The following is a 12,259-nucleotide window of genomic DNA, read 5'->3' on the forward strand; positions in this document are numbered from 1 at the left end:
GGCGCCGTGTATACGGCCCTTGCCTGGCGGTCGGCGTGATGGCCTCGAGCGCAGGCGCATTGGCTCAGGCAATCCCGCCGCAGGGCGTTGGACAGTTCGACCCGAACCTGCAGCGCGAGCAGCTCGAGCGCAATCAGCGGCAGCAGGCCATTGAGGAGCGGGCACGGCGCATCGAGGTGCCGGCCCTGCAGGGCGAGGCGCCTGCCGAGCAGGTGTTGCCCGAGCAGGAGGCACGCTTCGTCCTTTCCGGCATCACCTTCAACGCCTCGACATTCCTCGAAAAGCAAAAGCTGGAAGAGATCGCCGCGGCCTTTGTCGGCCGGCCCGTCTCGTTCGGCGAGCTCAACGAGCTGCTACGGACGATCAACAGCCTGTACGAGGCGCAGGGGCAACTGACTGCCCGGGCCATCATCCCGCAGCAGACCCTCGACAACGGCGTACTGAAAGTCGTCCTGGTTGAGGCCAAGGTCGATGCGCTCCAGTGGCAGAAGCCGACGCACGTGCGTCAGGATTTCTACGAGCGGCAGTTGCCGGTCGAAGCGGGCCAGACGCTGGACAGCCCCGCGCTGATCAGTGCGATCCAGCGCTTCAACGCGACCACGCCGGGGCCGCAACTCAGTGCCAGCCTTGCCCCAGGGCAGCGCTTCGGGACCACGCGCGTCGACCTGGAAGCGTTCGAGCCCGATCCCTGGCAATGGTCCTTGTTCGTGAATAATTACGGCAACGAGGCGACCGGGCGCGAACAGTACGGCGGCACGCTGACCTGGTTCTCGCCCACCGGCGTGGCCGATGCTCTGAATGCCGTGGTGGTCGCCACCGCGGGCTCACAATACGGCAGCCTGCGCTACAGCCGCCCGGTGAATCGCTACAACGGGGTGGCTTACGTCGAGGGAGGGGCCAACACGCTGACCATCGAGGCCGGCCCGCTCGCCGCACTGAATATCGAGGGTGAGTCGCAGACCTATGGGGTCGGTTACGACCAGCCCTGGTGGCTGGACGAGAATTGGGTACTGCTCGGTGGCCTCGGCTACAGCCAGCAAACGTCGGAGACCACCATCGAAGGGTTGGTACTCAGCGAAACCAGCGTCGACGAGGTCATCCTTAAGGGCCAGGTCGAGTACCGCGATGCGCCCTGGTATGTGCGCTACGAGCAGCGTATTCGCCAGGCCTCTGCCGACAACCAGGTGACCGGCGAAAGCGGCAACTATTCGCTGCTCGATGGCAACGCCTACCTGCTGCGCGCCTTCGGTCGGACTTTCGAAGCGGTCGGTCGGCTGGGCTGGCAATATGCCAGCGATCCGCAGGCCCTGCCGTCCGCGCTGTTCTACCAGTTCGGTGGTATCAGCAGCATTCGCGGTTACGATTCGGGGGTGATTTCCTCACCACAAGGTATAACCCTGAACCTGGAAGGCTATTGGAACTACAGCGAGTCGCTGCAGCCATTCGTGTTTTTCGACTATGGCCGGGCGATGGAGCTGGGAACCGCCGACGTGGATCTGCAGAGCGTCGGTATCGGCGTGAACTACAACTGGGGCCGTCACCTGAGCGTGAGCGCCGTGGCAGCCAACACGCTCAAGGATGTCGTGCCGGACCAGGACAGCGGCCAGGTCCTGTTGCAAATCACTATTCGCTGATGCGCGGCGGACAAGCCGCCCGCAAGCCTGAACAAAGGGGGAGACACCATGACCACGATGCTGCTTTACAAGGAAATCAAGGCGCTCAACCGTGAAGAGCACAAGGCTCTGCGGCTCAAGCCCGCGGCCGACTGCGCGTTTGCTGAAAGCACCCATCTGGTACCGCTGGCTGGCCTGGAATTCTTCCAGGCGGCCCGTCATTACCCGATCGTGTTCATCGGCGAGGGCGACAAGGCCATGCCGGTCGCGTTGCTGGGACTGAAAGACGGCCACAACGGTTACCTGACCGCCGAACAGCAGTGGCAGGACAATACCTATGTCCCGGCGTTCGTGCGCCGTTATCCGTTCGTACTGGCGCAGGACGAAGCGAACAACTTCACCGTCTGCTTCGACGCAGCCTACAGCGGCTGGAACGAGGAAGAGGGTCGTGAACTGTTCACAGAAGAAGGGCAGAACACACCGTTCCTCGACGAAATGATCCAGTTCCTGCAGAACTTCACTGCCGAGATGGAGCGCACCCGTCTGTTCGTTACCAAGCTCAACGAGCTGGAACTGCTGATTCCGCGAACCCTCAAGCTTACCCACGCCAGTGGTGAGAGCTTCGTTATCCGCGACTTCCACGCGGTCGACGAAGAGAAGTTTCTCAACCTCCCCGACGAGCGAGTGCTCGAGCTGAACAAGGCCGGGTTCCTCGGCTGGGTCTATGCCCATCTGATGTCCCAGGGCAACGCCAACCAGCTGTTCGCCGATTACCTGGCCAAAAAGGCGTCGGATTAACCTCCAACTGAGTGAGCCGGTGCCATCATGAGGCACCGGCTCGAGGTTTTCCCGCTGCTCAGCCCTTTCCCTTCGTTCGCGTCAGATGCGGTCCTGCGTTCTTCTCCAGGTACTGGATGATCAGGCCCGCCACATCCTTGCCGGTAGTTTCTTCGATGCCTGCCAGGCCTGGGGAAGAGTTCACCTCCATCACCAGCGGGCCATGGTTGGAACGCAGGATATCGACGCCGGCCACGCTTAGACCCATCACCTTGGCCGCGCGGATGGCGGTCATCCGTTCTTCCGGGGTGATCTTGATCAGGCTGGCGGTGCCGCCGCGGTGCAGGTTGGAGCGAAACTCACCGGGTTTGGCCTGGCGTTTCATGGCGGCGATGACCTTGTCGCCAACCACGAAGCAGCGGATATCCGCACCACCGGCTTCCTTGATGTATTCCTGCACCATGATGTCCTGCTTGAGGCCCATGAAGGCCTCGATCACCGACTCGGCGGCGGTGGCGGTTTCACACATGACCACGCCGATGCCCTGGGTGCCTTCGAGCACCTTGATCACCAGCGGCGCGCCGTTGACCATCTGGATCAGGTCGGCGATGTCGTCAGGGGAGTGGGCAAAGCCGGTCACCGGCAGGCCGATACCGCGGCGCGATAACAGTTGCAGCGAGCGCAGCTTGTCCCGCGAGCGGGCAATGGCCACCGATTCATTCAGCGGAAAAACGCCCTGCATTTCGAATTGGCGCAGCACCGCGCAGCCATAGAAGGTGACGGAGGCGCCGATCCGCGGGATCACCGCGTCGAAGCCTTCCAGCGGACGGCCGCGGTAATGGATCTGCGGCTTGTGGCTGGCGATGTTCATGTACGCGCGCAGGGTGTCGATGACGACCACCTCATGGCCACGTTGCTGGCCGGCCTCCACCAGACGGCGGGTCGAATACAGGCGTGGGTTGCGCGACAGCACGGCGATTTTCATTGGGCACCGGAAAGAGTGAGAGTCTGGGGTTTTTCCTGCACGTAGGTGCGGGCAGGGTCGACCAGCCATTTGCCGTCCATCAGGGCTTTTGACCCCAGTAGCAAGCGATAGCGCATGGTCTTGCGACAGGTAAGGGTGAATTCGACAGGCCACAGGTGGTCGCCCAGCGCCAACAGCGTACGCACCACATAACGAGTTTGTACGTGCCCGTTCGAGCTTTTGATGATCTTGCGCGCCACCAGCCGCGCTTCGCAGCGGTGGCGGCTCTGCACCAGCGTACCCAGGTGGGCCGTGAAACGGACCCAGCGTTCGCCATTGCGCTTGAATTCGCTGATGTCGGTCGCATGTAGGGCAGAGGTGCTGGCGCCGGTATCGATCTTTGCGCGCAGGCCGACCACGCCGAGTTCGGGCAGGGCGATCCATTCGCGCAAACCGATGATTGTCTGGAGGTCGGGACTGTTCAAAAGCGTATCCAGTAAATTTCCGCGCATTCTAGACAGGCTGCATGACAACCGCATCTCCCTGTTCCAACCTATGACAACGAGACGCTAGACAGAGTTGAACCATGAGTGAGAAAGACGACGGCAAAGTCCGTCTGGACAAATGGCTATGGGCGGCGCGTTTCTTCAAGACGCGGGCGCTGGCAAAGGCGGCCATCGAGGGCGGCAAGGTGCACTGCCGCGGTGAACGGTGCAAGCCGAGCAAGGAGCCCAAGCTTGGCGAAGAGCTGGTGATTCGTGCAGGCTTTGATGAGCGCACGGTGGTGATTCGTGCGCTGTCGGCGGTGCGCAAGGGCGCGCCAGAGGCCCAACTGCTCTATGAGGAGACGGCCGAAAGCTTGTCTCGACGCGAAACCGCCGCCGCCCTGCGTAAAGCTGGGAGTCTGGGTGTGGAAACCGATGGCAAGCCGAGCAAGAAGCAACGCCGCGCTCTGCAGCGCTTTCGTTCTGACGCTGGTTGAATGCGCCTGGTTGGACGGTCGCCACTTTCACCCTAGAATGCGGTCCCTTCTCTTTAGGCGCCGCCAGATTGCCGAGACCTAGACGTTTCGCTATTCGCTAACGGCCCCGAACGCCCACCTGCTCTGGTCATGCCCATGCTCGATACCGATTACACCCAACGCTTTCTCTTCGATGACACCGACGTGCGCGGCGAATGGGTCGGGCTTGAGCGCAGCTATGCCGAAGTCCTGGCCAAACATGCCTATCCCGAACAGGTTGCCCAGTTACTTGGCGAACTACTGGCAGCGGCGGCGCTGTTGGTTGGCACGCTGAAGTTCGACGGCCTGATGGTGTTGCAGGCTCGCTCTTCGGGCGCTGTACCTTTGTTGATGGTCGAATGCTCGAGCAGCCGCGAGATGCGTGGCATCGCTCGCTACGACGAAACGCAGCTGACACCTGGCGCAAGCTTGGCGGAGCTGATGCCCGATGGCGTGATGGCGATGACCATCGACCCGGCTCAAGGGCAGCGTTATCAGGGCATTGTTGCGCTGGACGGCGTGACACTTGCGGACAGCCTGTCTAACTACTTTGCCTCGTCAGAACAGTTGCCGACGCGCTTCTGGCTGGCGGCGGATGGTCGCCGTGCTTGCGGCATGCTGCTGCAGCAGCTGCCGGCCGACCGCATCCGTGACGGCGAGGAGCGTGAAGCCAGCTGGCAGCACCTGCGTACGCTGGCCGATACCCTGTCGACCGAAGAGTTGCTGGGCCTCGATACCGAGACCATCCTGCATCGTCTCTATCATGAAGAGCAGGTTCGGTTGTTCGATCCGCGTCCGATCGTGTTCCGTTGCAGCTGCTCGCGAGAGCGTTCGGCCAATGCCGTCATCAGTCTCGGTCAGCAAGACGCTGAGCAACTACTGTCGGAGCAGGGCGGAGCGATCACCATCGACTGCCAGTTCTGCAACCACAGCTACCGCTTCGACGCGGCGGATATCGCCCAGCTTTTTGCCGGTGCGGGAACGGAAGGTCCGTCCGGCACGCGACATTAAAGGCTTTGCGGGACTAGGAACCTTTTCGCCATCACGGCCTCATACCCAGCGCAGCGTCATTTCTGTCATAATCGCGCGCACTTTTTTTCGGTGTAGTCCACTACTCTGTGGGCTACAAAGCATGGAGGAATCGGCCCAGGGCCGACGGGAAACTCATGACGCAAGCCACTAACGCCGTATACATCGACATCAGCACCGCTCAACTGGTCGAAGAAGCCATCAAGCGCGGTGAAGGTGAATTGGCCGCCACTGGCGCGCTCGTCGTGAAAACCGGCCACCGGACCGGTCGTTCGCCAGCTGACCGCTATATCGTTGAGGAGCCCAGCACCCAGGCTTCTATTGCCTGGGGGCCGATCAACCGCCCGTTCCCGGCCGACAAGTTCGATGCGCTGTGGGATCGCGTCGAGGCGTTCAACCGCGGCCAGGATTTCTTCGTTTCTCACGTGCATGTTGGCTCCGCCGAAGATCACTACCTGCCGGTCAAGATGACCACCGCCACCGCGTGGCAGAACCTGTTCGGTCGCCAGCTGTTCATCAACCCGGAAACCTACAACCCGGCCGGCAAGGAAGAGTGGAAGGTACTCAACGTCGCCAACTTCGAGTGCGTGCCCGAGCGTGACGGCACCAACTCCGATGGTTGCGTGATCATCAACTTCGCAGCCAAGAAAGTGCTGATCGCCGGCATGCGCTACGCAGGTGAGATGAAGAAGGCCATGTTCTCGGTGCAGAACTACCTGCTGCCGGAAAAAGACGTGCTGCCGATGCACTGCGCCGCCAACATTGGCGACGATGGCGACGTGACGCTGTTCTTCGGTCTTTCCGGCACTGGCAAAACCACCTTGTCGGCAGACGAATCGCGTCATCTGATCGGCGACGACGAGCACGGCTGGGGCACTGGCGTGGTGTTCAACATCGAAGGCGGTTGCTACGCCAAGTGCATCGACCTGTCCGAGAAGAACGAGCCGGTCATCTGGAAAGCGATCCAGTTCGGCACCGTGCTGGAAAACGTCGTACTGAACGGTGAGCGCGCCGCCGACTACACCGATGACAGCCTGACGCAGAACAGCCGCGCAGCCTATCCGCTGGAATACGTCGAGAAGCGTAGTGAGAAGAACCTGGGCGGCGAGCCGAACGCAGTGATCTTCCTGACTTGCGACCTGACTGGTGTTCTGCCTCCGGTGTCGATCCTTAACGAAGAACAGGCGGCTTACCACTTCCTTTCCGGCTACACCGCACTGGTGGGCTCTACCGAAATGGGTTCGGGCAGCGGCATCAAGTCGACCTTCTCCACCTGCTTCGGCGCGCCGTTCTTCCCACGGCCGGCCGGTGTCTATGCCGAGCTGCTGATCAAGCGCATCCAGGCGTTCGGCTCCAAGGTCTACCTGGTCAACACCGGCTGGACCGGTGGTGGCTACGGCGTCGGCAAGCGCTTCAACATCCCGACCACACGTGCCGTGATCGCTGCGATCCAGAGCGGTGCATTGGTGGGTGCAGAAACCGAGCATCTGCCAATCATCAACCTCGACGTGCCGAAGGCCGTCACCGGTGTCGACACCCAGTTGCTCAACCCGCGCAATACCTGGTCCGATGGCAACGCCTACGACGAGGCCGCGAAGGAGCTGGCGAACAAGTTCGTCGAGAACTTCAAGAAGTTCGACGTTTCCGACGCCATCAAGGCCGCTGGCCCGCAGCTCTAAGCTGTAACGCCAAGCGTTGGAGAAGCCGCCTTCGGGCGGCTTTTTCATGGGCGTTTTTCTGCCGGTTCACTATGTCGATGGCCTTCCGGTCGCCCTTGGCGGGATTAGCCGCGAGTGCGGCCGTCCCGAACTGCGAAACATTGAACCCGAACCCTTCATCGGTTCGGTTGATAACTTCTATCAACCAAGACGGATGGATTCGATGCCCGTTGGCACATAGCATAACGGCCACGTACACCCCCATTGGAGCCACACCATGCAGATCGAAGAAGCCATCCAGACTCGCCGTGCTGTCAAGGCGTATGACCCCAGCTTTCAGCTCAGCCGCGAAGAGAAGGACGAGCTCTTGCAGTTGGCGTTGCTGGCACCGTCCGCGTTCAACCTGCAGCACGTGCGCTTCGTCGAGGTGAGTAATCCGGAGTTGCGCGCGCAGATCCGCGAGGTGGGCTGGAATCAGGCGCAGATGACCGATGCCTCGATGCTGGTGGTGGTCTGTGCTCAGGTCGACAGCTGGGAAAAGAACGTCCGCCGCGTCTGGGACGGTGCTCCGGCCGAAGTGCAGGACTACATGGCCGGCGCCATCGACAACTATTACCGCGGCAAGCCGCAGGTACAGCGTGACGAGGCCATGCGCAGCTGCGGCCTGATGGCGCAGACGCTGATGCTTGCTGCACGTGGCAAGGGCCTGGATTCCTGCCCCATGGACGGCTTCGATTTCGATGCGGTGGCCAAGCTGATCAACCTGCCGGATAACCACGTCATCGCCATGATGGTCGCGGTCGGTAAGCGCACGGTCGACCCCAAGCCCCGCGTGGGCAAGCTGCCGTTCGACGAAGTGATCATCCGCGACCGCTTCTGAATCATCCGAGCGAGCGCGCGAAGCGTTCTCTGCCTCTGCGCCGCCGCGGCACTTTCCGCGGCGGTGTGTTTTTGTCTGTTGCTGACGACGCTAGCCCGCTGCGTTTGCAGTCTCAAAGCGCGAGCGTCGCAGCTTCCCCATACGCGGCGTCTGTTTCTCTTCGCGAGGCTGTCTGCGCGTGCTAGTCGCTTTGCTGTACCGTCTCCCTCCTTTTGTTACCCTCCGGCCTCCCGTCCAAGGCGTGACCCCGCATGATCGAGCAGACCCTCAAGCAGACATTCGGCTACGACGGCTTTCGTCCCGGCCAGGAACAGGCCATCCGCGCGGTGGTGGCCGGTCGTTCGGCGGCGGCGATCTTCCCCACAGGTTCGGGCAAATCGCTGTGCTACCAGCTGCCGGCAATGCTGCTGCCACATCTGACTTTGGTCGTCTCGCCGTTGCTGGCCTTGATGCAGGATCAACTGGCCTTTCTGCAGCGCCACGGCATCGCCGCCGGCAGTATCGATTCCGCACAGAGCCGCGAGCAGGCCAGCGAGACCATGGCGAGGGCCAAGTCCGGCGAGCTGAAGATCCTGATGATTTCCGTGGAGCGGCTGAAAAACGAGCGCTTTCGCAATTTCATCAGCCAGGTGCCGATCTCGTTGCTGGTGGTCGATGAGGCGCACTGCATCTCCGAGTGGGGGCACAACTTCCGCCCGGATTACCTCAAGCTTCCCGACTACCAGCGGCAGTTCAATATCCCCCAGGTGCTGCTGTTGACCGCGACGGCGACGCCGCCGGTGATCGCCGATATGCAGACCAGATTCTCGATTGCCGCGGACGACGTGGTCACCACCGGTTTCTACCGGCCCAATCTCAATCTGCTGGTGGAGCCGGTCAGCGGTTTTAACAAGCAGCGGCGGCTGGTGGAGTGGCTGGCGGACAAGGGCGGTCAGCCGACCATTGTCTACGTCACCCAGCAGAAGACAGCCGAGCAGGTCGTCGAGCATCTGGCGCAGCGCGGCTTTCCGGCCAGCGCCTACCACGCCGGCATGGCCCATGAAGCGCGCGAAGCGATCCAGCGCCGCTTTATGCACGGCGAGCTGAACTGCATCGTCGCCACCATCGCGTTCGGCATGGGTATCGACAAGGCCGATATCCGCAACGTGGTGCATTACGACCTGCCCAAGTCCGTGGAGAATTACAGCCAGGAAATCGGCCGTGCCGGACGCGACGGCCAGCCGTCCGATTGCTTGGTGCTGGCCAACCGCGACAGCCTCAGCGTTCTGCAGAACTTTGTCTACGGCGACACGCCCGAACGCGAAGGCATCCGCTGCGTGCTGGACGAGTTGCTGCAAGCCGGCCCCGGCGGGCAGTGGGAACTGATGCTCAACCAGCTATCGGACCAGAGCAACATCCGCCAGTTGCCATTGAAAACTCTGCTGGTGCAACTGGAGTTGCGCGGCATCATTGCGCCACGTTTCGCCTATTTCGCTGAGTACCGCTTCAAGTACCTGCTCGAGCCCGAGGCGCTGGTGGCGAAGTTCGACGGCGAGCGGCGGCAGTTCGTCGAGGCCATCGTGCACAGCTCGGCACGGGCGCGAACCTGGTGCACCCTGGATTTCGACGCGCTCTACGGGCAGCACGGCGCCGACCGCGCGCGAGTGGTTAAGGCGCTGGAGTACTTCCAGGAAAAGGGCTGGATCGAGCTGGAGAGCAAGCAGATGACCGAGGTCTATGCGCTGCTCGATCCGCGTTTCGATGCCGATGCCCTGAGTGGCGAGCTGCATGCCTATTTCAAGGGGCATGAAGCCAGCGAAATCACCCGCATCGACAACATGCTGGCGCTGTTCGAGTCCGCCGAGTGCCTGAGTCAGCGGCTGGCGGCCTATTTCGGTGATCGCCAGGCACCGCAGCGCTGCGGGCATTGCTCGGTCTGTCGCGGACAGGTCGCACAACTGCCGGAACCGCCAGCCCTGGCGCCTCTGGAGCAGATGGATCTGAGCGCACGTTGCGCCGATTTCATTCAGCGCTACCGGCAACTCAAGGACGATGCGCCGGGCGCCGAATGCCTGACGCGCTTTCTCTGCGGCATCAGCGTGCCGGTGTTCACCAAGCTCAAGGCGCGCCAGATCTCCGGTTTCGCCTCGCTGGAGGCCTATCCCTACGCCGAGGTTCGCGCGCGCCTGACGCGCTAGATCAGTGGCGGAGAACCTCAGCGCGCGGTCAGACCGATCAGCCGGTCGGCGACGCCTTTGGTTTGCCTCGACGTACCGGCGGTGAGGTTACTCGAGTTTTCCAGCGCATCCAGCAAGCCGGTCAGCGAGCCGACACCGGCCGACTGGGTCTCGATGTGCTGCGCTACCGCACGAATCTCGCTGGCCAGGCGGTCGATGTCGGTGCCGATCTCCTCGGCGTTCTTGCCGGTGATCTCGGCCAGCTTGCGCACCTCGTCGGCCACCACTGCGAAACCGCGACCTTGCTCCCCGGCGCGTGCGGCCTCGATGGCAGCGTTGAGTGCCAACAGATTGGTCTGCCCGGCGATCTGCTGAATGGTCTGCACCACCGACTGAATGCGCTGGCTGGACTGCGCCAGATCGCGGGCGCTGCTGACCACCTCATCGGCTTGGTGGACCATTTGCTTGACCGAGCTGCCGGCCTGTTCGATGACGGTGCCTTGCTGGTTGATGTTCAGCGTCAGATCATCCATCGAGCCGTGCAGTTCGGTGGCGCACTGGCTCAGTTGCTCGGACATGGACTGCCGTTCATGGTCGGCCTGGGAGAGCACCTGGCCAAGGTCGGCCAGGCCGCGAAACACCGGGCGGATGTGCTCGTCGAGGCCGTTGATGTCTACCGCGCTGCTGTAGTCCTGGCGCTTGAACTGCTCGATCTGCTTGACCACTACTTGGCTGAGGCCGGTCAGCTTCTTGATCTGCCGGCGCAGGAAGAAGGCCTTGAACTCGCCGTGGTAGGCGATGAAGTTGTCGGTGTACTCGTCGTGGAACTCATCCTTGCCGTTGGTGCGGAAGAAGAACACCGCGGTCAGTGTCTGGTTGAGGTTGAGGCCGAGAATCTCACCAAAGGTCGAGTAACCGGCCACTGGGACGTCATCGAACACCGGGTCCATGCTACCCAGAGCCTGCTCGTTGTTCAGACGACGCAGGATGCAGTCGTTGAGGATGCCCACCAGCGGCTTGCCGGGCTTGTTCTGCATGAATTTCTGGTAGTCGCGGCGGGTGGTTTCGGCCAGCGGGGTGCGCTTGACCATGATCAGCTCCTCACCGGGCGCAACGTCGCAGAACAGGTGCACGCGCTCGTTGGCGAAGTCGATCTGCGAGATCGAGCGGACGAAAACCTCTTCGCCGACACGGATGGCGAAGGAGTAGTCGGAGAGCCGCTGCTCCAGCTCTTTTGGCGCGCATTTGAGCGCCTCGCACAGTGCCTGGACCATGCTGCGGATGTTGCCGCGGGAATCGATCACCTGGCTGATGTAGCGCTCTTCCAGCGAGGCACTGAGCACGCTCAGGCTGAGCGACGTGGGCTCGAAGTTCTGGCTCTTGAACACCCCGAAACGCACATCCCGCGCACACTTGAGGAAGACGATCAGCGCGTGGTTCTGGTAGCTGCGCTTGCCGTCATGCAGCTGGGTCTTCTGGAAATCCAGCTTGCCACCGGCCGAGCCACCGACGAACAGGCAGGGGAAGCGCCCGGACTCGTACAGCGCTTCCATGAAGAAGGATTCCGAAGCGGAGAGCCCGTCGAAGAAGATGTTGGCGAGGGTGTCGCGGTAGTCGATCTTCATCGACACCTGCACTCGCTTGATCGAGGCCGTCAGTTTGGCGATCCGCTGCGCCATGCTCATGCGGTTGCCCTGGCCGCGGATGTCTTCGCTTTCCAGGGGGACCTGAACGATCTCGGCGGCGGCGATGACGCTGGCGTCGAACAGCTGCAGCACCACCCGATCCCATTGCGCGCCGGTGGCACAGTAGAGCCGCTGGCCCTCGCTGGAGAGCTCTCCCGCCGTGGTGCACAGGCTGATCGTCGCCTGCGGAAAACGCTGCGACACCTGTCTTGCCACGTCATCCAGATTCACATGCGGCGAGACGAAGCCGGCAATGTAGGTCGGATTGAAGCGCAAGGCGGCGAGCTGCTGGGCCAGCTGCTGGGCCGAGCAGAGCAGACTTGCCGTGCCGCTGGATTGCGTGTGGCCTGGCTTGAATCGGGAAAGCGAAATCATGGGCTTTACTCGCGCTTTTAGAAAAGGAAGCGGGACACTCGGCCGCTCCCGCACTGATCAGCCATCGATCAGAAGCTAGTTGTTGTTATCGCCACCGTGGCCGTGAGGCGCATGCCGCTCGG

The 12,259-nt window shown here is 62.0% G+C and carries 10 protein-coding genes and 1 pseudogene; 7 read left to right on the plus strand and 4 right to left on the minus strand.

What is annotated here, in order from left to right:
* The first annotated feature begins 38 nt into the window (after positions 1 to 38).
* Both ALTERO38_RS20795 and ALTERO38_RS20800 read left to right on the plus strand, forming a co-directional pair.
* A complete protein-coding gene (locus ALTERO38_RS20795; protein WP_159969564.1) occupies positions 39 to 1,634 on the plus strand; it encodes a ShlB/FhaC/HecB family hemolysin secretion/activation protein in 1,596 nt (531 codons plus the stop codon).
* A gap of 48 nt (positions 1,635 to 1,682) precedes the next feature.
* A complete protein-coding gene (locus tag ALTERO38_RS20800) occupies positions 1,683 to 2,411 on the plus strand; it encodes a SapC family protein (RefSeq protein WP_159969565.1) in 729 nt (242 codons plus the stop codon).
* A 58-nt stretch (positions 2,412 to 2,469) separates the two neighbouring features.
* On the opposite strand, the gene rimK is transcribed toward ALTERO38_RS20800, so the two are convergent.
* Together rimK and ALTERO38_RS20810 are read right to left on the minus strand one after the other, a co-directional pair.
* Entirely contained in the window at positions 2,470 to 3,375 is a 906-nt protein-coding gene (rimK, locus tag ALTERO38_RS20805) for a 30S ribosomal protein S6--L-glutamate ligase (protein WP_019340871.1), read from the minus strand.
* Positions 3,372 to 3,839: an ATP-dependent zinc protease gene (locus tag ALTERO38_RS20810; protein WP_256061602.1), complete on the minus strand. Its 468-nt coding sequence runs from the start codon at positions 3,837 to 3,839 to the stop codon at positions 3,372 to 3,374. Before ALTERO38_RS20810 ends, rimK begins: the two co-directional genes overlap by 4 nt.
* Before the next feature lie 101 nt (positions 3,840 to 3,940).
* Here ALTERO38_RS20810 and ALTERO38_RS20815 point away from each other — a divergent pair, with 101 nt between their 5' ends.
* The 5 genes from ALTERO38_RS20815 to ALTERO38_RS20835 all read left to right on the plus strand — a co-directional run bounded on the left by ALTERO38_RS20815 (position 3,941) and on the right by ALTERO38_RS20835 (position 10,098).
* A complete protein-coding gene (locus tag ALTERO38_RS20815; protein ID WP_159969566.1) occupies positions 3,941 to 4,336 on the plus strand; it encodes an RNA-binding S4 domain-containing protein in 396 nt (131 codons plus the stop codon).
* A 135-nt stretch (positions 4,337 to 4,471) separates the two neighbouring features.
* Positions 4,472 to 5,365, plus strand: coding sequence for an Hsp33 family molecular chaperone HslO (gene hslO, locus ALTERO38_RS20820; protein ID WP_372239390.1), 894 nt, complete (start codon positions 4,472 to 4,474; stop codon positions 5,363 to 5,365).
* A 155-nt stretch (positions 5,366 to 5,520) separates the two neighbouring features.
* On the plus strand, positions 5,521 to 7,062 hold the full coding sequence (locus ALTERO38_RS20825; protein WP_148925601.1) for a phosphoenolpyruvate carboxykinase: 1,542 nt from the start codon (positions 5,521 to 5,523) through the stop codon (positions 7,060 to 7,062).
* Between the two features lie 256 nt (positions 7,063 to 7,318).
* Complete coding sequence (locus ALTERO38_RS20830; RefSeq protein WP_159969567.1) at positions 7,319 to 7,921, plus strand: nitroreductase family protein; 603 nt, start codon at positions 7,319 to 7,321, stop codon at positions 7,919 to 7,921.
* A 251-nt stretch (positions 7,922 to 8,172) separates the two neighbouring features.
* A complete protein-coding gene (locus tag ALTERO38_RS20835; RefSeq protein WP_159969568.1) occupies positions 8,173 to 10,098 on the plus strand; it encodes an ATP-dependent DNA helicase RecQ in 1,926 nt (641 codons plus the stop codon).
* A gap of 17 nt (positions 10,099 to 10,115) precedes the next feature.
* Here ALTERO38_RS20835 and ALTERO38_RS21885 read toward each other — a convergent pair whose 3' ends face one another.
* A complete protein-coding gene (locus ALTERO38_RS21885) occupies positions 10,116 to 10,655 on the minus strand; it encodes a methyl-accepting chemotaxis protein (RefSeq protein ID WP_372239433.1) in 540 nt (179 codons plus the stop codon).
* Between the two features lie 327 nt (positions 10,656 to 10,982).
* Positions 10,983 to 12,137 (minus strand): annotated as a pseudogene (locus ALTERO38_RS21890) (FIST signal transduction protein); the annotation flags it as partial.
* Positions 12,138 to 12,259 lie beyond the last annotated feature (122 nt).

This window comes from Pseudomonas sp. 9Ag (assembly GCF_902506445.1).
Taxonomy (GTDB): Bacteria; Pseudomonadota; Gammaproteobacteria; order Pseudomonadales; family Pseudomonadaceae; genus Stutzerimonas; species Stutzerimonas stutzeri_AB.